Annotated in this window: 16 protein-coding genes and 1 pseudogene; 10 read left to right on the forward strand and 7 right to left on the reverse strand. The window is 73.0% G+C overall.

Annotated features, from left to right (window positions below; translation table 11 throughout):
• Positions 1-90: 90 nt before the first annotated feature.
• A pseudogene (locus tag ABD067_RS23695) lies at positions 91-312 on the forward strand (IS3-like element ISMtsp5 family transposase); the annotation flags it as partial.
• 321 nt (positions 313-633) lie between these two features.
• Here ABD067_RS23695 and ABD067_RS23700 read toward each other — a convergent pair.
• From ABD067_RS23700 to ABD067_RS23715, 4 genes are all read right to left on the reverse strand, one after another.
• Positions 634-1,314, reverse strand: coding sequence for a dienelactone hydrolase family protein (locus ABD067_RS23700; RefSeq protein ID WP_343897887.1), 681 nt, complete (start codon positions 1,312-1,314; stop codon positions 634-636).
• A 72-nt stretch (positions 1,315-1,386) separates the two neighbouring features.
• A complete protein-coding gene (locus ABD067_RS23705; protein WP_343897889.1) occupies positions 1,387-4,287 on the reverse strand; it encodes an ATP-binding protein in 2,901 nt (966 codons plus the stop codon).
• Between the two features lie 166 nt (positions 4,288-4,453).
• Complete coding sequence (locus ABD067_RS23710) at positions 4,454-4,960, reverse strand: YybH family protein (protein WP_343897890.1); 507 nt, start codon at positions 4,958-4,960, stop codon at positions 4,454-4,456.
• Positions 4,961-5,070: 110 nt separating this feature from the next.
• The gene (locus tag ABD067_RS23715; protein WP_343897891.1) at positions 5,071-5,553 is read right to left on the reverse strand and encodes a CBS domain-containing protein; all 483 of its coding nucleotides are present in this window, start codon (positions 5,551-5,553) and stop codon (positions 5,071-5,073) included.
• 515 nt (positions 5,554-6,068) lie between these two features.
• Here ABD067_RS23715 and adhP point away from each other — a divergent pair.
• From adhP to ABD067_RS23740, 5 genes are all read left to right on the forward strand, one after another.
• Entirely contained in the window at positions 6,069-7,094 is a 1,026-nt protein-coding gene (gene adhP / locus ABD067_RS23720) for an alcohol dehydrogenase AdhP (protein WP_343897892.1), read from the forward strand.
• 463 nt (positions 7,095-7,557) lie between these two features.
• The gene (locus tag ABD067_RS23725) at positions 7,558-8,724 is read left to right on the forward strand and encodes an MlaE family ABC transporter permease (RefSeq protein ID WP_343897893.1); all 1,167 of its coding nucleotides are present in this window, start codon (positions 7,558-7,560) and stop codon (positions 8,722-8,724) included.
• Positions 8,725-8,728: 4 nt separating this feature from the next.
• The gene (locus ABD067_RS23730; protein WP_343897894.1) at positions 8,729-9,526 is read left to right on the forward strand and encodes an ABC transporter ATP-binding protein; all 798 of its coding nucleotides are present in this window, start codon (positions 8,729-8,731) and stop codon (positions 9,524-9,526) included.
• Entirely contained in the window at positions 9,513-10,484 is a 972-nt protein-coding gene (locus tag ABD067_RS23735) for an MlaD family protein (RefSeq protein WP_343897895.1), read from the forward strand. The genes ABD067_RS23730 and ABD067_RS23735 overlap by 14 nt, the downstream gene beginning before the upstream one ends.
• Positions 10,481-11,131 (forward strand): PqiC family protein, encoded by a 651-nt coding sequence (locus ABD067_RS23740; protein ID WP_343897896.1) that lies wholly within the window; start codon positions 10,481-10,483, stop codon positions 11,129-11,131. The genes ABD067_RS23735 and ABD067_RS23740 overlap by 4 nt, the downstream gene beginning before the upstream one ends.
• Before the next feature lie 75 nt (positions 11,132-11,206).
• Here the strand turns inward: ABD067_RS23740 and ABD067_RS23745 are convergent, their stop codons facing one another.
• Both ABD067_RS23745 and ABD067_RS23750 read right to left on the reverse strand, forming a co-directional pair.
• Complete coding sequence (locus tag ABD067_RS23745) at positions 11,207-11,620, reverse strand: hypothetical protein (protein WP_343897897.1); 414 nt, start codon at positions 11,618-11,620, stop codon at positions 11,207-11,209.
• A 128-nt stretch (positions 11,621-11,748) separates the two neighbouring features.
• Complete coding sequence (locus tag ABD067_RS23750) at positions 11,749-12,426, reverse strand: hypothetical protein (RefSeq protein WP_343897898.1); 678 nt, start codon at positions 12,424-12,426, stop codon at positions 11,749-11,751.
• Between the two features lie 416 nt (positions 12,427-12,842).
• Between ABD067_RS23750 and ABD067_RS23755 the strand changes: the two genes are divergently transcribed.
• Positions 12,843-13,643 (forward strand): hypothetical protein, encoded by an 801-nt coding sequence (locus ABD067_RS23755; protein ID WP_343897899.1) that lies wholly within the window; start codon positions 12,843-12,845, stop codon positions 13,641-13,643.
• A gap of 365 nt (positions 13,644-14,008) precedes the next feature.
• Here the strand turns inward: ABD067_RS23755 and ABD067_RS23760 are convergent, their stop codons facing one another.
• A complete protein-coding gene (locus ABD067_RS23760) occupies positions 14,009-14,254 on the reverse strand; it encodes a hypothetical protein (protein WP_343897900.1) in 246 nt (81 codons plus the stop codon).
• 776 nt (positions 14,255-15,030) lie between these two features.
• On the opposite strand from ABD067_RS23760, the gene ppsA reads away from it, so the two are divergent.
• The 3 genes from ppsA (at position 15,031) to ABD067_RS23775 (ending at position 21,645) form a co-directional block, all read left to right on the forward strand.
• Complete coding sequence (gene ppsA, locus ABD067_RS23765; protein WP_343897902.1) at positions 15,031-17,484, forward strand: phosphoenolpyruvate synthase; 2,454 nt, start codon at positions 15,031-15,033, stop codon at positions 17,482-17,484.
• A gap of 365 nt (positions 17,485-17,849) precedes the next feature.
• On the forward strand, positions 17,850-20,828 hold the full coding sequence (locus tag ABD067_RS23770; protein ID WP_343897903.1) for a beta-phosphoglucomutase family hydrolase: 2,979 nt from the start codon (positions 17,850-17,852) through the stop codon (positions 20,826-20,828).
• Positions 20,821-21,645 (forward strand): universal stress protein, encoded by an 825-nt coding sequence (locus ABD067_RS23775; RefSeq protein WP_343897904.1) that lies wholly within the window; start codon positions 20,821-20,823, stop codon positions 21,643-21,645. The genes ABD067_RS23770 and ABD067_RS23775 overlap by 8 nt, the downstream gene beginning before the upstream one ends.
• Positions 21,646-21,829 lie beyond the last annotated feature (184 nt).

A 21,829-nucleotide genomic window follows, 5' to 3' on the forward strand; every position in this document is an offset into this window, starting at 1 on the left:
GAGGCCGCCATGTAGTTCAACAGCCGCTCTCCACTTTCCGAGGGCAAGTCCAACCTGAGCGCTCTCCACTTCTCCTGGGGAAGTCCAATCGTCATCGCGCCCGAGGGCAACGGCTGCGCCGAGCGGTCCATCCGCACCCTCGAGTAAAACCTGCTTTGGCTGCGGACCTTCGACACCGTCGAGGAGCTGCGCCGGGCGCTGCTCAAGTTCCGAGAGACCTACAACGCCACCTGGCTGATCGAGCGGCACGGGTTCCGGCCGCCGAGCGCCGTCCGGCAGGATCGGCTTTCGACCGCGGCTCTCGTCGCATAGGCTGCAACCAAGTGTCCCGCTGACCACGGGCGGTACAGAGGCGCGCGTCCGCGAAGGCCGCAGCCGCCACTTCGGGTTGCGTCCAGTCTCGAAGAGGGAGAACCACGATCGTCCCCTCCCGTTGCGCTCTGTACGCACGGCACCCGCGCAAGGCGGCGTGGCCGGCCCGACGCCGGCGCGCCGAGCGCGGCCGCCGCTTCGGCGCCCGCCGGCGCGCGCCCGCGCGGCAGGGCCAAGACGACGGGGCGTTCGAGGCGTGGGCGCCCCAGCCGCTCGACCAACCGCCGCCCGGCCTCCCCGTGGGCGGCGAAGCCGACAGGCTCAGGTCCTGGCCTGATCGGCCTCCCGCACGAGCCAGCGGCGGAACCAGCCCGCGGCGAGCCGGGCGACCTGTTCCAGCGCCCCCGGCTCCTCGAAGAGGTGCGTCGCGCCAGGCACCACGGCGAGTTCGGCCGGGCAGGCCATCCAGGACCGCGCCCATTCGTTGAGTCCCAGCACTTCCCGGTCGGCGCCGCCGACGATCAAGAGGGTCGGGGCGGCGACGTTCCGGAGCGGCCTTTCGCCGGCGAGGTCGGGCCGCCCGCCGCGCGAGACGACCGCGCCCACCGTGGCCGGCCGCTCGGCGGCGGCGATCAGCGCGGCCGCCGCGCCGGTGCTTCCGCCGAACAGCCCGACGGGCAGGCCCTCGGTCGCGGCGTGTCCGGTCGCGCAGTGCACCGCGGCCTCGAGCCGGCGGGCGAGCAGGCGGATGTCGAACACCTTCTGCCGGTCCGCGGCCTCCTCCCCGGTGAGGAGATCGCTGAGCAGGGTGGCCAGGCCGGCTTGGTGCAGCGCCGCGGCGACCCGACGGTTGCGCGGGCTGTGGCGGCCGGAGCCGCTGCCGTGGGCGAAGACGACCACGGCCTCCGCGCCCTCGGGGACCTCCAGCGTGCCCGCCAGCCCGGCGGGCGGGATGACGACGGGCGCGGCGCGGTGGCCAGAGCGCGACGGCGGAAGCGCCATGCCTTCCTCCCATAGCTTCGGTCCTCGGCGCCCTCCCGTGCCGCGGCCTCCGGACCGGCGCCATGATCCGGGTCAAAGGGCGCGAGCCGCGCCTCCTCGCTCGGCCGGCCCCGGCTCCCGACGGCCCACGAGAAGCTGCTTGGCGGCCCGCAGATCGGGGGTGTCGGAGCCTTCGCCGAACCGGCCGTAGGCCCGCGACAGCGCCTCGCGCGATTCGCGGGCGTCGCCCTGCCGGAGGTCCAGGCGGTGCAGGCTCGCCGCCGACCTCAACCGCCACGCCAGTGCGCCTTGGGCGCGCGCCCGCTCGAGCGAACGCACGAAGTAGCGTCTGGCCCCCCGGGGATCCGGGACGTCCTGCCGGAGCAGGAGTTCGCCCCTGACCCGGAGCATCTCCGGATAGGCCCAGAGCTCCTGGTCGCGTTCCGCCCGCTGCAGCGCCTCATCGACGACCGTGGAGATCTCCCCGGCGAGCCCCGCGGCGGCCGCCGCCTCCGCGAAGTCGCCCACGCTCAGGAAGACATGCCATTGCGAGGCGCGCCAGCGCTCGAGGGCGGCGCGGACCTGCTCGACGTCGGCCTCGGGACCGGCCTTCTGCAACGAGATGATTTCCAGCGCCGCCAACCCGTAGGACAGGTGGTCGGCGAGCGCGTGCTTCTCGGCGTGGTGGACGAGTTCCGTCGCGCTTCGCCACGCTTCATCCAGGTCACGCGCCAGGAGGGCGAGCGCGCATGCCCCCCAGGCGAGCACGGAGCACAAGGTGACGGGATGTTGCAGGCGCCGCGCCTCCTCCACGGCGATCCGGACGGCTTCCGCGGCCTGGTCGGGATGCCCCTGCACCCAGAGGACGTGGCCCAGGACGTAACGCGTGGTGACGCGCGGATCGAAGCCGGCGCGGCGGATCTGGCGGCGCCGCGGCCGGGGCGGGGGGGCGAGGAGCAGATGCTCGAGACGGGAGCGTGCCGCCTGGTGTTCGCCGGCGAAGTGCATGGCGATGCCGAGCATCCACTCCGCCGTCCCCGGGGCGACCGGGTCGGCCATGGAGGCGGCGATCGCCTCGGCTTTGTGGGCATGGTCCAGCGCCGTCCGCACCCCGCCAACGCGCATGTGGTAGACCCAGAGCGTGTGGAGCACGTGCAGCCGAAAGTCGGCGTCGCGGTGCCGCTCGGCGAGCGCGAGCGCCCTGTTCAGGGCGGCATGGGCCTCGGACGTCCTGCCCCTGGCCATCTGGAGCGAGATCCCGAGCGCCGTCTGCAGCGCCATTTCCTGCCGGCTGCCGCGCAGGCCGGCCTCGTCGAGGGTCTGTATGGCCTTCTCGGTCCAGGCGAGGGCCTCGCCCAGCAGCGACGTCGAGAACCACAGCGGCAGCGCGGCGGCCGCCAAGCCCACGCCGATCGCCGGGTCACCCGCCGGCGCGAAGGCCCACGCCAGCGCGGCGCGCAGGTTGTCCATGTCGGGCTCGACGGCGGCGTACCCGTCGTCGCCCTCCTCGCGCTCGCGCGCGGCGGCCTCGACGAGCTCGAGGAAGTACGCCGCGTGGCGGCGCGCGAGCGACGCGAGTTCGCCTCCCTCCCTGGCCTTCTCCAGGGCGTAGGCGCGCGTCGTGTCCAGCAACCGGAAGCGCGGGCCCGGGGAGTCCAGGTCGGCCACGACGAGCGATTTCTCCGCCAACTCCAACACCAGCCGCACGACCTCGTCTCCGGAGTGGCCCTCGTCGGCGGCCACGCCGGCTGCCGCGGCGAGGGTGAATCCGTCGACGAAGACCGCTAGCCTGCGAAAGACCGTCTGCTCGGGTGGGCCCAGCAGGTCGTGGCTCCAGTCCAGCGCCGCGCGCATGGTCCTGTGCCTCGGGAGGGCCGTGCGCCGGCCGCCGGTGAGCGGGCGCAGCCGGTCGTCGAGCTGCGCCGCCAATCCGCGGAGCCCGAGCAGTCCGACCCGGGCGGCCGCGAGCCCGATCGCCAGGGGTATGCCGTCCAGCTTGCGGCAGATCTCGGCGACGAGGGGCGCGTCGCCGTCGGTCAGCTCGAACGCGTCCAGGCCCGCGGCGGCCTGCTCGACGAAGAGCTGGACGGATGCGTAGCGCAGCGCTTCGGCCGCTTCGATGCGTGGCGAAGGAGGCGGGGCCTGCAGCGGCTCCAACCGGCAGAGGCGCTCGCCCTCGGTGCGGAGCGGCTCGCGGCTGGTCGCGACGACGCGGACGTGCGGCGCGCCCCGGAGGATGGCGGAAACCAGCTCGGCGGCGGCATCGACGACGTGCATGCAGTTGTCGAGCACCAGCAGCATCTTCCTGCCGCGCAGCGCTGCGACGAGATCCCGCGTCGTCAGCCCGGGGCTGACCTCGAGGCCGACGGCCGCGGCGACCGCGCCGCGCACCTGGTCCGGGTCCGCGGTCCACGCCAGGTCGACGACCCAGACGCCGTCCTCGTAGGCATCGACCACCCGCTCGGCCACGGCGAGCGCCACGGACGTCTTGCCGATCCCGCCCGGCCCGACGATCGTGAGCAGGCGGTGCGCCGACAGCTGCCCCGCGAGCTTGGCTACGACCTCGCCGCGTCCGACCAGCGGCGTCAGCTGCTCGGGCAGGTTGTGGCGCCGCGCGGCGCCGACCGGCGGCGGCACCGGCCGCTCCCCTTCCTCGATGACGGCCACGGGCGCGACGAAGCGGTATCCTTGCCCCTGGCTCGTCTCGATGAACCGCCTGCCGTCCTGCCCGTCGCGGAGCACCCGCCTGAGGGCGGCCACCTGGAACTTGAGGTTGCCTTCCACGACGTGGGTGTCGGGCCAGACCCGGGCCAGCAGCTCGGCCTTGCCGACCCGCTCGCCGGGCCTTTCGAGCAGGGCCAGGAGGATGTCGAAGGCGCGGCTTCCGATGCGGACGGGCCTGCCCGTTTCCAGCAAGAGCCGCTGGCGAGGCAGGATTTGGAACCGATCGAACGAGAGGGCGGGTTCGACCGCGGAAGTACGCAGCTCGGTCATCGCAGCCTCGCCCGGTCTGTGTGTCACCACGGCGGTGCCAATACTAGCGTACTGGGCCCGCTCGCGTCGCCTGAACAATTCCCAGCCGGCGTGATGAGCCACATCCAAGCGCCCGCGTCGGAACGGGTCCGCGCGGCCGACCTGTGCGGACCGGGGGGTGTTCCCGTCAGCGTCTTGGCGGTGGCGGCGCCTGCAGGAAGCTGAAGGCGTGGACGCGTATCAGGAGCCCTTCGCTGCTTTGCCGCCGGTAGAGGGTGGAGAAGTTGCCCCGGCGCTCCTGCGGCATCCCGCCCTCGCCGGGCACCGTGCCCGTGAACCGCCCCACGGCCCAGGCGAGGTCGCCGCCTTCCGCCCGCGCCTCCACGACCTCGAAGCGCAAACCCGCAGCGCCGTGCTCGAGGCGCGTGCGGAAGGCCTGCGCGATGTCGCGCCGCCCGGCCACGATGGGCCCGGGCGGTACCAGGACCGCGTCCTCCGCGAAGAGGGCGGCGAGCGCGGCCACGTCCTTGCGGTTAGAGGCCTCGGCGAACCTGGCGAGCAAGGCGTCGAGCGCCCGGTGGAAGTCGGGGATGCCGGAGGCGCCGGGCCGCTGCTGCTGGGCGCCGGCAGACGCCGTCGCGAGGCCCGCCACGCCCGCGAAGGGCATTGAGAAGGCGAACGGACGTCGGAGCATCGCGGTTCCCTCCGGAGACCCCGACCACCGGGAGGACGGGGCCATGGCATCGCCGAGTTGGCGGTCCTTGGCCGGACGGCCGGGCCCGGCCGAGCCGGCGGGATGCGGCGCTAGCCGGTCGGCTCGAGCAGTTCTTCCAGCTTGTCGACCACCGCCCGCATCACGTCGGCGCGGCTGACCACGCCGACCAGCGCGCCGTCGCGCAGGATGGGCACGCGCTTGATCCCTTGCTTCAGCATCAGGTCGCCCAGCTCCGGCAGCGAGGCTTCCTCACCGGCGGAAATGACCGGCGCGCGCATGATGTCGCGGACGCGGCGCTGGTCGAGGCGGATCGCGGCGAGGTATTCCGGGGAGAGCGCCTCGCCTTCCGCCAGCATGCGCAGCCACTGCGCCCGCTTCTCCTGGGCCTCCGCGCCGAAGTGGCGCATCAGGTCGCCCTCGCTGACCAGGCCTAGCGGCCGGTTGTGGGTGTCCACCACCGGCACGGCGCTGACGCCGCGGGCCAGCATGCGCCGGGCGGTTTCGACCACGGTGGCCTCTGGCGGGACGGTGACGACGTCCTTCGACATCACCGACTTGGCGGGGATCGTCATGTGCACGGCTCCAGCCGGGGCAGCGTCGCCGCACCATGGCAGAAGGGGCGTGGCTGCCGCATTGATGTAACGCAATCGCGCGGTGCCGTGGCAGGCGGTGGCGGTTCGGCCATCGGCCGCACATCCCGTTACGGGAGGCCCCCACTCGACGCTGTTGCGCCCCGGGGAAGGCCGGGCATTCCCACATGATCCGGTTCAACTTCGGGGCAGCGGCCGGCGACCGGAAAATTCGCCCTCCAGCCGGACCGGATTCGGGCTTCATGACCAAAGCGCTCGCCGGTCGCGGTGCCGGCGGATGATGTCGCTCAACCGCCAAGCTCCACTCGATCCTGACAGCGATGGCGTCCGATCGGGATGCGGGATGGATCGATGTCCCTCTCACCACGTCTTACCGCCGCTCACCAGACCTCACTCGCTCGGGGCGGCTCCGCGCACGAGAATCCATCGACACAAGCAGCCTCGCCCGACCCGGCGGTGGGCCGCATCCACACCTTCGTTGCGGGGAGCCAGTCAAGATGGCGGAGTTGATGAAAGCGGCCGTCGTGCACGGCTTCCGCAGTCCGCTCAGGATCGAGCGCGTCCCGGTCCCGACGCCAGGGCCGGGAGAGGTCCTGGTGAAGATCGCCGCGACCGGGGTCTGCCACACCGACCTGCACGCCGCCGACGGCGATTGGCCCGTCAAGCCCGTCCCGCCGTTCATCCCGGGGCACGAAGGCGCGGGCGTCGTGGCCGCTCTTGGAGCCGGAGTGGCGGGGCTCAAGGAGGGCGATCCGGTCGGCATCGCTTGGCTGCACGATGCCTGCGGCGGGTGCGAGTACTGCGTCACCGGCTGGGAGACGCTCTGCGCGGCGCAGCGCAACAGCGGCTACAGCGTGAATGGCAGCTTCGCCGAGTACGCCATCGGAGCCGCCCCGTATGTCGCCCGCCTCCCGCCCGGTGCGGATTTCGCCGAGATCGCGCCGGTCCTCTGTGCCGGAGTCACGACGTACAAGGGCATCAAGGAGACCGAGGCGAAGCCCGGCGAGTGGCTCGCCATTTCCGGCATCGGTGGGCTGGGCCACGTCGCCGTCCAATACGCCAAGGCGATGGGCCTCCACGTCGTCGCCCTCGACGTCACGGAGGCGAAGCTGGCGCTGGCGCGCCGCCTCGGCGCCGAAGTGATGGTCGATGCCAAGTCGCCCGACGCGGTGGCGCAGGTCCTCGAGGCGACCGGCGGCGGCGCGCACGGCGTGCTGGTCACCGCGGTTTCGCCGCCGGCCTTCGCCCAAGCGCTCCGCATGGCGCGCCGCAAGGGCACGGTCGGCCTGGTCGGCCTGCCGCCCGGGGAGTTCCCGACGCCGATCTTCGACGTCGTCCTCAAGCGCATCACGCTGCGCGGCTCGATCGTGGGCGGCCGCCGGGACCTCGCCGAGGCGCTCGCCTTCGCCGCCGAAGGCAAGGTGCGCCCTGTGATCCACAGGGCGAAGCTCGAAGAAATCAACGCAGTTTTCGCCGACCTGCGCGCAGGGAAAGTCGACGGACGCATCGTCATCACGATGTGAGACGCCTCCGTGCCGCTGCGACGCGCCGTCCCCGGCCGCAACATGCCCTCGCCGGGTCCGACGGCGAAGGCCATTGAGGAGGAGCAAAAAATGACTGTCCACACAGCCAAGCCCCGCCTCGCAGCGGCGGCAGCGATCGTCCTGGCGGCGGCGATGGTCCAGGGCGCGGCGTCGGTGCCGCACCGGCCATCGACGCCGAGAGCCGCCTGCAAAGCATGAGCGACGAGGGCAAGAAGCTCGGCCTCCGCTTGTCGGCAAAGGGTAGCCCGGCCCCACCGTGGTCATGCGTCCGCACGCTGAGCATCCCGGCAGCGCTGGCCCTCCACGCCATGCCAATCGAGCTAGCGCGCGTTTGGCTGCGCGGGCCCGCCGGTCGGAGCCTTGCCAACGAGGGCACGAAGGTGGCGCACGCCTTCCTGGCCTGGGTCGGCAGCGGCCCCCCCGGTGAGGACGGCGGTGCCCCATGACCACCCGGCACACCGCCCCTCCCGGCTGGCGGCTCGAGCGGCGGGGCCTGGAGGACGCGGTGCTCTGCCTGACCGGCGACTGGATCGCCCGCGAAACCGGATTGCGCGACGCGGCCGCGGTGCGCCAAGTGCTGGCCGCGGCCGGCGGGGCCATGCGGCTGCGCTTCGAAACCGACGGCCTCGGCCGCTGGGACAGCGCCCTGATCGCCTTCCTCCGGGCGCTGCGCGAGGCTGCGGCGGTGATGGCCCCCGCCGCGAACGCGGGGCGGCGGATCGAGCTGGACGAGACGGACCTGCCCGAGGCCGCGCGCCGGCTGCTCGCCCTGGCGGCGGAATCCGGCCCCGCGCCGCCCGCCGCCGCGCCGGCTGCCGCCGACCCGCTCCTCGCCCGGACGGGCCACCGGGCCACCGCCCGCTGGGCCGAGGCCGTCGCCGCCCTGGTCGGCGAGACGGTGCTGCGCGGCGCGGCCGCGCTCGGCGGGCGCGTCTGGACCCGTCCCGCCGACGTGCTGGAGCTGATGCGAGAGGCCGGCGCCGGCGCGCTCGGCATCGTCGCCGTCTGCAACGGCTTGGTCGGCGGCATCCTGGCCTTCGTCGGCGCAGTCCAGCTCCGCCGCTTCGGCGCCGAGATCTTCGTCGCCGACCTGGTCGGCATCGCCATGGCGCGCGAGATGGCGGCGATGATGACGGCGATCGTCATGGCAGGGCGCACCGGCGGCGCCTACGCCGCGCAGATCGCCACCATGCAAGGCAACGAGGAGATCGATGCGCTGAAGGCATTCGGCATCCCGGTGTTCGACTACCTGGTGCTGCCGCGGATCCTGGCGCTGGTCGCGATGATGCCGCTGCTCTACCTCTACGCCTGCGCGGTCGGCCTGCTCGGCGGCCTCGTCGTGGGCATGGCGACGCTCGACCTCACGGCCGCCGCCTACCTCCAGGAGACGCAAAAGGCCGTCGCCGGCCGGCAGTTTCTGATCGGGCTGGCCAAGAGCGTGGCCTTCGGCGCGCTGGTGGCGCTGGCTGGCTGCCACATCGGCCTGGCGGCGGGGCGCAGCGCCGCCGAGGTGGGCCGCGCCGCGACCGGCGCGGTGGTGGCCGGCATCATCGGCGTCATCGCGCTCGACGCCGTCTTCGCCGTCTGCGCCAACGCCCTGGGGATCTGACGCCATGGCCGGCGAGCGGACCGGGGACGACCGGCTGCGCGGCCGGGGGCTGACGCTGGCCTTCGGCCCGCGGATCGTCCAAAGCGACCTGGAATTCTCCGTCCGCACCGGCTCGATCTTCGCGGTGATGGGCGGCAGCGGCTGCGGCAAGAGCACGGTGCTGAGGGCGATGGTCGGCCTGCTGCGCCCCGCCGCCGGGACCGTCCTGGTGGACGGCGAGGACTACTGGGCGGCCGCCGAGGCGCGCCGGGCCGAGATCGGCCGCCGCTTCGGCGTGCTGTTCCAGAACGGCGCGCTCTGGAGCTCGATGACGGTGGCCGAGAACGTGGCCCTGCCGCTGGCGATGCTGACGCGCCTCGACGCCGGCTCGATCGAGGCGCTGGCGCGGCTGAAGCTGTCGCTCGTCGGCCTCGGCGCCGCCGGCGGTCGGATGCCTTCGGAACTCTCCGGCGGCATGCGCAAACGCGCCGGCCTCGCCCGCGCGCTCGCGCTCGACCCCGACATCCTGTTCCTCGACGAGCCCTCGGCGGGCCTGGACCCGATCGCCTCGAAGCGGCTGGACGACCTCATCCTGGAGCTGAGGGACGGCCTCGGCGCGACCATCGTCATGGTCAGCCACGAGTTGCCGAGCCTGTTCGCCGTCTGCGACGACGGCGTCTTCCTGGACGCCGAGGCGCGCACGGCGATCGCCCACGGCGCGCCCCGATCGCTGCGCGACCGGTGCGACCACCCGACGGTGCGCGCGTTCATGGCGCGCGCGCGGCCCGAGTATGCCAGGGAGGGCCCGGATGGCCGCCGCTAGACCCGCCGTCGTCGGCGCCTTCGTGCTAGGCGGCCTGGCGCTCGCCGTCGCCGCCATACTGTTCTTCGGCGCAACCCGCCTGTTCGCCCCGACCACGCGCGCGGTCGTCTTCTTCGAGGGCTCGGTCGCCGGCCTCGACATCGGCGCGCCGGTCACCTTCCGCGGCGTCCGCGTGGGGTCCGTCCAGGGCATGGCGCTGCACCTCTCCTCCGACGGCCGGGCGCGGATCCCCGTCACCGTCGAGCTCCTGCCGGGCCAGGTGGTCCTGGAGGGGGAGGATGTGCGGAGGGAAGCCAGCCTCGGAGGGTTCGTGGCGGCCGGGCTCCGGGCGCAGCTCGTGCTGCAAAGCTTCGTCACCGGCCAGCTCCGCATCGATCTCGACTTCCGTCCCGGGACGCCGGCCGCGACGGTGGTGGCCGACACCGGCGGCCTGCCGCAGATCCCCGCGCTGCCCTCCGACCTCGAGCGCCTGCGCGCGACGCTCGCCGAGGTGCCGGTGCAGGATCTGGTTCAGACCGCGCAGCGCGTCCTGCACTCGGTCGAACGCTTGGCCGGCACGCTGGAGGCGGAGCTCGGTCCATTGCTGGACGGCACACGGCGCAGCGTCGGTGCCGCCACCCGCGTTCTGGAGACGACAGAGGAGGCGGTGGCTCGCCTCCGGGCCGACGCGTCGCACGCGGTGCTGGAGCTCCACCGGCTTGCCGGCGGCGCTCGGCAGCAGCTCGACGATCGCGGCGCCGAAGTCGCGCGGGTGCTGGGATCGGTGGACCGGCTGGCGCGGCGGGCGGAGGCGCTGCTGGCTTCGGTGGACGGCCTGGCGGCGCCGCGTTCGCAGTTCCGCGGCGACCTCGAGGCCGCGGCGCGCGACCTCGCCGCCAGCGCCGCTTCGCTGCGCGGCTTCGCGCGGGCGGTCGAGCGGGAACCCAGTGCCCTGATCAGGGGCGGGAGCGCGCGATGAGCGGCGCTTCGGCTCTCCGCCCGCGGCCGTGGCGGACCGCCACGGCGAGGACCGCCCTCGGCGCCTCTGCGCTCGCGCCGATGCTGGCCGCCTGCGGCACGGCAGCGCCGCCCCCGGTGACGTACGTGCTCGGCACGCCCGTGGTCGGCGCGGAGCGGGTCGAGCCGCTCACGGGGCGGCCGGTCATTGAGGTGAAGCCGGTGCTGGTGCCGGACTATCTCGACGTGTCCGACATCCTGGTCCGCAAGGCCGAGAACACCGTGGCGTCGAGCCCGACCGGCCGTTGGGGCGAGCGCCTTTCGGTCGGCGTCGCGCGAGCGCTGGCGGCCGGGCTGGCGCGTCGCCTGCCGGGCCTCGTCGTCACCACCACCGCGCCCGCGGAGCGGCCCGCGCGCCAGGTCCTGGCCGAGGTCGAGGCCCTTGAGCCGCGCGACGGAGGGTCCGTCAACCTCGTCGCCCGGTGGCGCGTGCTGGACGGCGCCGGGCGCGACACGCTGGCCGGGGAGCGCGTCTCGTTGGTGCGACCGATCGCGGGCTCCGGCGACGCCGCGGTCGTGGCGGCGATGACCCGCGCGGTCGAAGACTTCGCCGAGCGGGTCGCGGCCGGCGTCCGGCGCACCACGCCGGGCTCCCGGGCGAGCCGGTGAAGGCCCGCGTGGAGCCGCCGCTTCCCAGAGGACGTCCTCCGCCTGATCTCGCGGGCGATTCTGGAGCTCTACAGGTCAGGCTACGCATCCCGGCCCGTTGCGGCCAAAGCTGGTGACCCGGCCGTCCCGTACCTCGAAGACGAGGACGCAGCCTGCTGGAGCAGCGCCATAGCCGCCGAAGCCGAGCCCGAGCCCGGTGCCGACGCCCCAACCGCCACCATGCCAGCCCCATCCTCCGCTGCGGTAACCGAGTCCGATGCCCGGGAAGATGGCCGGGGTGGAGGACGGGCGCGCGAACTCGTATTGGAGCAGGCGGCGTCCGTCGCCCTCGTAGGTCCGGGTGGGTACGCCCAGGGCGTTCACCACCTCGGCCTCGGGGTGGCCGACCCAGGTGGCCATCCGGCGATCGAACTCCGCCGGGCTGCCGGTCGAGCAGGCGGTCGCCAGGATCAGCGGAATGACAGGGAGGAGGCGGCGGGCGCGAGGCATCGATGCTGCTCCGTGAGGCGGGTGAATGGCGGCGAGCGCCGGGCCGCACGCTCCGTGCAGCGCGTCCGCGGTAAGTGCCGTCCGCCCGCGGCCATAGTTCCCGGTCCGCGGCCAAGGGCAGGACCCGCTCAGCAGTACCCCCAGCAACCCCGGCCGCCCTTCCTGGTCGCGTGCTCCACAAGCCCCACCGCGGCCCGCCCGGCGGCGCCGACGGAGGCCACGACATCGGCGACGGCGGCCGCCGTCGCCGGGTCGAGGCCCGCGGAGGCCAAGGAGGCGGCCGTCGCCCCGCCGATCCGGCCCACGGCCCCACCGCGGGCGGCGGCGGTGCGAAGGGCGGCCCCGGCCCGATCGCCGGTTTCGGCCGCCCGTCCGGCCTGCCGCCGCGCATCTTCGACGCCGCGTTGCAGCATCCTTCCGGTGTAGACGATGAGCCGTTGGCCGGCCGGCGCCTGCTCGAAGCCGAACAGGAAGGGGTCGAGGAGGACCGTCGCCCTGTCGGCGTCCGCTTTGTACGCCTCGGTGAAGGCTTCGCCCATCTCGCACCCGACGTAGGCGCCGAGGAGCGCGATGCCCGCGTCGCCCTGCCCCGCGGCGATGCCGGTGACCATGCCCACGATGGTGCCCGCCGCCATCGCCGCTTGCCTGTCGGGGTCGGCCTTGTCGATGCCGTCGATGCACCGGATGCGGATGTCCAGCGCTTGGACGGCGGGGCCGCCGGTGGGGGCGACCGAAACGCAACCGCCCAGAACGAGGCAACCGCCCAAAACGAGAGCGGACGAGCTTCGCGAGAGAATTCCTGGCATCCGGAATCCCTCCACAGCAACATGGTGCAGGCGGCTGATGGGGGTGATCTACCGCGGGCGGCCCGTCCGGATCGCCACGTGCAGCACCTCCGCCGCCGCCGGGCCCGGCGGCTCCTCCGTCCCGGCGGACCCATCCCATCCGCAAGGCGCGGCGGCGGTCAAGGAGGTCCGCTTGCCGCTCCCTGCTCCGGAGGCGCCCGCGCAACCGCCGCGGCGGCGACCGCCCTGGCGCCCGTTGCCGGGAGGCGCGGGCCGCGCGTGCGAAACGGATGCAATCGGCATGGTTCCAAATTGCCGCGATCGGGGTGGTGGCGCCGCTCCCGTCCGCCAAACGCGGTAAGCATAACGGTGACAAACGGTGGCCCGGCGGACCGCTGTCCGGCCCTGCCGAGGCCACCCGGAGCGAGACCGCCGCCATGCGCCGCACCCCTGTTGCCTGTTGCATCCGCCGCATCCTCCCCGCCGCCGCGGCCGCCGCCGCGTTGGCGGCGGGCCTGCCCGGCGCCGCCGAAGCGCGCACGGGAGGGGGCGGCGGAGGCGTTGGACCGGGCGGCTTGGGCGGGTTCGGCCTGGGCGGCTTCCACGGCGGCGGCCGGGGCCCGTTCAGCGGCGGCTTCGGCCCGCTCCGCGACGGCGGCTTCGCCCTGGGCGGCGGCTTTTCTCGTGGCCACGGCTACTACGGCCACGGCTTCGCCCCGGGCGGCGTTGTCGTCGTGCCGCGCGGGGCGATCGGCGTGTTCAGCACCGCGCAGCGCGAGGCGCTGGGGTTCCGGAACGGCGGCGTGGTCGTCCTCCGCGGCGGCCACGGCTTCCCGCACGGCGACGTTTCCGCCTTCGGCGGCGGCCACGGCTTCCCGCACGGCGACGTTTCCGCCTTCGGCGGCGGCCGGGGCCCGTTCAGCGGCGGCTTCGGCCCGCTCCGCGACGGCGGCTTCGCCCTGGGCGGCGGCTTTTCTCGTGGCTACGGCTACGGCTACGGCTACGGCTACGGCGGCGACAACGGCTACGGCAGGGTGGGCGTCCCGCCGCCCGCCGCCGCACCGGCCCCGCGCCCCGGAGGCTCTGCGGAACCGCGTCCGGTCAGGTCCGACGTGGGCATGGCCGAGGTTTGGCGGCGGGACGGCGGGGCCTGGCGCCTCGATCCGACGCCGTCGCAATCCGTCGCGCTCTGGCGCCGGGGCGACGATGGACGCTGGCGCGGGGAGGCGGCCGACTAAAGCCTGCCCCGTCATCTCCGGACCGGTGCTCGACCGAGGCCGGACGCGAGGCCCGCGGCTTGAACCCGAAAGCAAGCCGGATCGGCTGCCCCCGTCTCCGCGCGTCCGCCAGCCACTGCCTTCTGGCGTATTGGAGACGGCGGAGGACGGCCGACGCACCGCCTGGGCCCGCAGACGTCGCCCTGTTGCAGGCCGTGTTCGACATCCTCACCTCGGAGCCTGCCGCACCTGCCGGGGCCGGGCCGAAGAAAGTCAGCTGCAGGCCCTCATGTCTCCGCCAAGCATCGCCGCGGCGCACTCCACAACATCCTCACCGCTCCCCAGCGCGCGGCGAGCCACCGGGAGCGCCCGTTCGAAACGGGCCGTCACTCGATTTCCAGACCGCCGTTGAGGCCGTGGCAGTATCCGTTGCTGGTGGGGATGTTGGCGCAGAGGATCGTGTGGCCGCCTATCCGGGGCTGGCCGCCGCCCGTGGCGAGCATCAAGGCATGGCCGGCCTTCATGTCCAGGCGCCGCGCGTCCCAGGAACCCTCTCCCAAGGCGCTGAAGGCGCTGATCGGGTCGGCGAAACCCGTGTTGTGGTTCAGCACCGTCCGTCGCGCGAACTCCACGCCCCACGTCGAGCACCACCGACACAGGGGCTTCAACACCGGGCGGAGCTTTCCGGCAAGCCGCCGTCGCGACGAAAACGCTAGATGAAAAGCTTCAATTCGGCGCGCCGAGCACAGCGCTCCCCTCCGCCCACGCCCGGATTAGCAACCTCTTCCATCTCCACCACGACCACGTCTCCACCAGCCAGTGCCGCGCCGCGCGGACGCGGGCGCGGGCGTTCGAGGTATGGGCGGACGTCAGCGGGGTTGCCGCGGCAGCTTGAACGCCGTGCCGGCCTCGCCCTCGGCCTAACCAGCCCGGTCGGCCCACAACCAGCGACTTGACGGCGCCCCGGGCCGCGCGCTCCGGACACTCGGTGATAGCGGCCGAACCGCACCGAACGCGCTCCATCCTCTGGGCCCCGCTCCCCGGCGGGAGACCTACCCGGACCGCCGTCACCGGCCAAATGACCTCGGCTGGCACGCGGGCCGACGGAACCCCCGCGAAGCCCCCCGCCTCAGAAGCGATGCCGCTCCATAGGACTGCGAAGCAAACCGAAATTCCCTAACCGCGTCTTACCGCGGCTTACCCAAACTCACTCGCTCCGGGCGAGCGGCGCGCGCGAGAATGCACAGCCACAAGCGGCGTTGCCCGATCGGCCGCGGGCGGGGCCCGCACGCGGGATTTCCGAGGCCGATCCTCGATGCCGTCCTGAAGCGCACCACGTCGCGCGGCTGGACCGTGGGCGGGCGCGGAGCCCGGAGTGCCGCGGCACGCCCGCCGAGGGAGGACACCGATGCCACACGACGGCCTCGTCTCTTGGTTCGAAACCCTGGGCATCGCGGACGTCCCGTTGGTGGGCGGCAAGAACGCCTCCCTGGGCGAGATGACGCGGGCGCTCGCCGGGGCCGGCGTGCGGGTGCCGGGCGGCTTCGCGACCACGGCCGCGGCTTACCGGGCCTACATCGCGGCGAACGACATCGCGCCGGCGATGCGGGACAGGCTGGCCGCGCTGAAGCAGGGCCGCGCGACGCTGCAAGAGGCGGGCGAGGCGATCCGCCGCCTGTTCCTCGACGGCGAGTTCCCGACCGATGTCGCCCAGGCGGTCCGCTCCGCCTACCGTGAACTGGCGCGCCGGCGCGGCATCGACGCCCCCGCGGTCGCGGTGCGCAGCAGTGCCACAGCCGAGGATCTGCCGACCGCGAGCTTCGCCGGCCAGCAGGAAACCTTCCTCAACGTGCGCGGCGAGGCGGCGCTGCTCGACGCTTGCCGGCGCTGCTACGCCTCGCTCTTCACCGACCGCGCGATCAGCTACCGCGAGGCGCAGGGCTTCGACCACATGGCCGTCGCGCTCTCGGTCGGCGTGCAGGCGATGGTGCGTTCCGACCTCGCGGGCTCGGGCGTGATCTTCACCCTCGACACCGAGACCGGCTTTCCCCACGTCGTCGTGGTCAGCGCCGCCTGGGGCCTCGGCGAGACCGTGGTGCAGGGCACCGTGGACCCGGACAAGATCCTGGTCTTCAAGCCGCTGCTCGACGACCCGCGCCGCGTCCCGGTCATCGAGAAGACGCGCGGCGGCAAGGAGCGCAAGCTCGTCTACGCGACCGGCGGCAGCGCGCGGACGGCCCTCCTGGAGACGACGCGGCGCGAACGCGAATCCTTCGTGCTGGAGGACGCCGAGGCGCTGCGCCTCGCGCGCTGGGCCGTCGCGGTGGAGCGGCACTACGGCCGGCCCATGGACCTGGAATGGGCCAAGGACGGCGAGACGGGCGAGCTCTTCATCGTCCAGGCGCGCCCAGAGACGGTGCAGGCCCGGCGCGCGGGGGCCGGCTCGCTCCGCACCTACCGCCTCAAGGGCCGCCGCTCGCATCCGCTGCTCGCAGGCGCCGCGGTAGGCGAAGCGATCGCATCCGGCGAGGCTTGCGTCATCCGCGGCCCGGACGAGATCGCGCGCTTCCGCGACGGCGCCATCCTGGTGACCGAGGCGACGGACCCGGACTGGGTGCCGATCATGAAGCGCGCCGCCGGCATCGTCACCGACCACGGCGGCCCGACCAGCCACGCCGCCATCGTCAGCCGCGAGCTAGGCGTCCCGGCCGTGATCGGCACGCAGCACGCGACGGCGCTGCTGCGCGACGGGCAGCCGATCACCCTTTCCTGCGCCGAGGGGGATGAGGGGCATGTCTATGACGGCCGCCTCGACTTCGCGGTCGCGGAGACCGATCTCAAGGACCTGCCGCGGCCGCGCACGAGGATGATGCTCAACCTCGCCAACCCCGCCGCGGCGCTGCGATGGTGGCGGCTCCCGGCGGCGGGCGTCGGGCTGGCGCGGATGGAGTTCATCGTCAACGACCACATCCGCATCCACCCGATGGCGCTGGTGCGTTTCGACGCGCTGCAGGATGCGGAAGCGAAGCGCCGGATCGAAGCCATGACCCGCGGCTATCCGGACAAGGCGGAGTACTTCGTGGACCGCTTGGCGCGCGGCATCGCCAAGCTCGCCGCGCCCTTCCACCCGAACCCGGTGATCGTCCGCCTGTCCGACTTCAAGAGCAACGAGTACGCCCACCTGATCGGCGGTGCCGAGTTCGAGCCGGTGGAGGAGAACCCGATGCTCGGCCTGCGCGGCGCCTCGCGCTACTACAGCGAGCGCTACCGCGACGCCTTCGCCCTGGAGTGCCGCGCCATCCGCCGGGTGCGCGAGGAGACCGGGCTGGCCCATGTCGTGGTCATGGTTCCCTTCTGCCGCACGCCGGCCGAGGCCGACCGGGTGCTGGCGGAGATGGCGCGGCACGGGCTGGAGCGCGGGCGCGAGGGGCTGAAGGTCTATGTGATGTGCGAGATCCCGTCGAACGTGGTCCTGGCCGAGGAGTTCGCGGCGCGCTTCGACGGCTTCTCGATCGGCTCGAACGACCTCACCCAGCTCGTGCTAGGCGTGGACCGCGACTCGGCCGAGCTCGCCGGGCTGTTCGACGAGCGCGACGCGGCGGTGGAGCGCATGATCGCCGACGTCATCCGCCGGGCGCATGCCTGCGGGGCGAAGGTGGGCATCTGCGGCGAGGCGCCGAGCAACCATCCGGATTTCGCCGAGTTCCTGGTCGCGGAAGGGATCGACTCGATCTCGCTCAACCCGGACAGCTTCGCCGGGACGCTGCGCCGCGTGGCCGAGGCCGAGGCGCGCCAGGGCCCGGCGAGCGCCCGTGTCGGACACGGCCAGGACGTGCGCGGTGCCGCCGCCGTACCGGCCTGAGCGACCGGCGGGAGGCGAGGGCGCCATGGGCGAGAGGAAGGGGTCGGGCGAGGTCGCGGCCGAGCGGACACGGCAGCATGCGCGGTGGTGTGGCGCAGAGCACGAAGACGCTCTGCCCGCCGGTGCGTTCGTGCGGTTGATCGCCGACCATCCCGGCCGGGCGCGGGTGAAGGCGCGCGAGGGCAGGCGCGTCCCGGTCGCCGCCCCGGCGGTCGTTGCGGTGGAGAGTGTGGACCGGCGCGGGGTCGGACGAGCCGAAGCCAAGCCGACGGGCGAGGGTCCCAGACCGGCGGTGAGGCCGCTGTCCGCTGCGACGGGACCAGAACGGGCAGGCGGACGGGCACAAACGCCACGGGTGTTCGACAATGGCAGACAACCTCGCTCCCTCGATCGAGGGCGCCCCCGTCCTCGACCTCGCCGAGTTCGACGGCGCCGCGTTCGACCTCGATGGTGTGATCACACGAACCGCCACCGTGCACGCCGCCGCCTGGAAGCGGCTTTTCGACGCGTTCCTCGCGCGCCGCGCCGCCCGCATGCGGGAGGAGTTCCGACCCTTCGACGCCGAAGGCGACTACCTTCGGCACGTGGACGGCAAGCCCCGGCTCGACGGCGTGCGCGACTTCCTCCGCTCCCGCGCCATCGTCCTGCCGGATGGCGAGCCGGACGATCCGCCTGAACGTGAGACTGTTTGCAGCCTCGGCAACGGCAAGGACGCGCTCTTCCGCCAACTCCTGGCGCGGAAGGGTGTCGAGGTGTTCGATGGATCCGTCGCGTTCATACGGCGCCTGCGCGGGGCGGGCCTGAAGACCGCCGTGGTGTCCGCCAGCAAGAACACCGTGCCCATTCTCAAGGCGGCGGGCCTCGCCGATCTATTCGATGCCTGCGTCGACGGCGTGGAGGCCGAACGCCTCGGCCTCGAGGGGAAGCCGTCGCCGGACACGTTCCTGCACGCGGCGAAGGTCTTGGGCGTCCCGCCGAAACGCATCCTCGGGGTGGAGGATTCGCTCGCTGGTGTCGAAGCGATCCGGGCCGCGGGCTTCGGGCTGGCCGTCGGCGTGGACCGGACCGGGCACGGGGCGGCGCTCGCCGCGCACGGCGCCGGCGTGGTGGTGCCGGACCTCACTGCATTGCACCTGCGCGCGAAGGAGGCAGGCGATCCGGCCCGGGACCTTCGGGTACGCGAAGGGGCCCAAGCATGCGGACCGTCCGCCGACCTCCCGCTGTGGCCCAGCGCAGACCCGGAGTGGGTCCTCGTGGAGGAGGGGTTCACACCGACCCGGGAACACGAGGTGGAGTCTCTGTTCACGATCGGCAACGGCTACATCGGGAGCCGTGCTGCGCTGGCCGAGGGAAGCTCCCTGTCAGCGCCGGAAACCTTCATCGCTGGAGTCTTCGATACCAGGCCCGGTGCATCGCCGGAACTCGCGACCTTACCGGAATGGGAGCATCTCTCGATCACGGTGGAAGGGCAGCCCCTCCGGCTCGATCTCGGCCGGTTCCTTGAGCACCGCCGTATCCTCGATCTGCGACAGGCGATCGTCTGGCGCGAGTGGCAGCACCAGGATGCCGCCGGTCGTCTCACGCGCATACGCGGGCTCCGGCTCGCCTCCGCCGCGGATCGGCATCTGCTGGTGGGATCCGTCGCGTTCTCTCCGGAAAACTTCAGCGGCCTGATGTCGCTAGACGCGTCGATCGGCGGTTTAGTGAGCAAGCGGACCGCCACGGGCGCTGCCGTCGCGCTGGCCGCAGCGACCCGATTCATCGGTTTTGATCGCACGACAGCCGCCGAGGACCGCGCAACGCCGCGGCCGCTGAGGGTCGATCTCGGGAAGGTCTACCGGCTCGATCGGGTCGTCGCGGTCCATACTTCAAGGGATTCCGGCAGCCCCGAGCTGGTGGCGCGCGAGCACGCCGACCGCGCCATCGAGTCCGAGCTCGCAGCGCTGATCGACGGCCACCGTAGCGCCTGGATGGAACGGTGGCGCGCCTCCGACGTCCGCATCGGCGGCGATCCGGCCGCTCAGCGCGCCCTCCGGTTCGCGATCTACCACCTGCTGAGCGCCGCCAATCCGGAGGACGAGCGTACCTCGATCGGCGCGCGAGGGCTGACCGGAAGCGCCTACAAGGGGCACGTCTTCTGGGACACCGAGATCTTCATGCTACCCTTCTTCACCTTGACGTATCCGGAGGCGGCGAGGGCGCTGCTCAAGTATCGTTATCACACGCTCCCCGCGGCGCGGCGGAGGGCTGCCCAGTTTGGCCACCGTGGAGCATTGTACGCTTGGGAGTCGGCCGACACGGGAGAGGACGTCACGCCGTCGCTGGTTTCCCTGCCAGGCGGCGAAACCATCCGCGTTCTCACAGGAGAGCAGGAGCAGCACATCAGCGCCGACGTCGCCTATGCCGTCTGGAGCTACTGGCACGCAACGGGCGACCAGGAGTTCCTCCTCGGGGCCGGTGCGGAGATCCTCCTGGAAACCGCCCGTTTCTGGGCAAGCCGCGCGGAACGCGGAGAGGATGGCAGGTGCCACATCCGCGGCGTCATCGGGCCCGACGAGTACCACGAGACCGTGGACGACAACGCCTACACCAACGGGATGGCGAAGTGGAACCTGCTGACGGGCGAGCGCGTGGCCAGGCTCGTGGCGGAGCGGTGGCCGGAACGCTGGCAAGCACTCTCTGCCGGCATCGGCCTTCGTCCCGACGAGCCCGCCGAATGGTTGACCGTAGCCCGCGACATGTACACCGGGCTCGACGAGGCGACAGGGCTGATGGAGCAGTTCCGGGGTTACTTCGAGCTGGAGGACATCGACCTCGGCGCCTTCGAGCCGCGCAACGCTCCAGTGGATGTGCTCCTCGGCCGCGAGCGCGTCCAGCGCTCGAAGATCATCAAGCAGCCGGACGTCGTGATGCTGCTGCACCTCCTGTGGGACGACTACCCGCCGGCGGTGCGTGAGGCGAACTTCCGCTACTACGAGCCCCGCTGCGCGCACGGAAGCTCGCTTAGCCCGGCCATCCATGCGCTCGTGGCCGCGCGCCTGGGCGATCCGGAGCTAGCGACACGCTACTTCCGGCAGGCGGTGGACATCGACCTCGCCGATAACATGGGGAACGCGGCCGGGGGCGTCCACGCCGCCGCCCTAGGCGGCCTCTGGCAGGCCGTCGTGTTCGGTTTCGCCGGCCTCCGCCTCACCGACCACGGCCCTGAACACCACCCCAACCTGCCGCCCCACTGGGGCGGCCTCTCGATGCGCATCATGTGGCGGGGCCGGACACACGACCTGAACCTGCCGCCTGCCGGCGGCGCCGCCGGCCCCCAGCCCGGGAGGCGCTCCGATGGCTGAGCCGCTCATCCTCGTCCCGCTCGACGGTCCCCTCGACGCCCGCGCCGCGCTGCCAGTGGCGAAGGCGCTCGGCGCCGCGGTGGGCGCGGGCCTGCGCGTGGTCCACGTCAGCAGCGGGACGCCGCCGCCCCTGTCGGAATTGGTCGGGCGGCTCGGCCTCGAACGCGCGGGGCTTCTCGGCTGGAGCATCGACGCGCGCGTCGGCGATCCCTCGGCGGCAATCGTCGACGCGGCCCGGATGCTGGGCGTCCGCATGATCGTCATGTGCACCCACACAGCCGCGGCAAGGCCGGCGGCGGTCTTGGGCCGCACCGCCCTGGAGGTGCTGCGCGCCGCGCCCTGCCCCGTCGTGCTCGTGCCTCCGGTGCAAAGGCCTGAGTCTTGGCGGCCGGACCGGATACTGCTCGCGCACGACGGCAGCCCGGCAGCCGACGCCGTCGTCGGCCCGGCCGCGGAGTACGCGCGCAAGGCCGGTGCCAAGCTGCTCGTGGTCCGGGTCGGGACCGCGGGGGCCGGCGCGCCGGCCGAGCGCGGTTCGCTCTCGCTGCCGCTCTACGTGGACCAACCCCAGCACGAATGGCCCCATTGGTCCGGCGAGCTGCTCGAGCGCCTCGCGTCCCGATGCCCGGATCGCCGGCTGCAGGCCCACCTGTGCGTCCGCGCCGGCGAGCCGGGCCCCGAGATCACGCGGGCGGCGCGGGAATGGGCCGATCTCATCGTCCTCGCCTGGAAGGGGCAATGGGACGGCGACCGCGCCAAGACCCTGAAAACCATCCTGCGTGAGGCGTCCTGCCCGGTCATGGTCGTGCGTGCCTGAGCCCCTTTGCCCGATGGTACCAGGAGGTGGCGCTTCGCGGCGGGCGGTAGTGTCACGCCGCAACCGAAGACCAGCCGTCCATCGTCGAGAGTGGCGACCACCTTCTTGCGGCCGGTAGCTGGAAAGCCGAAGGGCTCGGTCGTCTCGCCCCCGTGGCGGGCGTGGCGCGGCCCTACTGTGCTGC

Source organism: Craurococcus roseus (genome assembly GCF_039523795.1).
Classification (GTDB): domain Bacteria; phylum Pseudomonadota; class Alphaproteobacteria; order Acetobacterales; family Acetobacteraceae; genus Craurococcus; species Craurococcus roseus.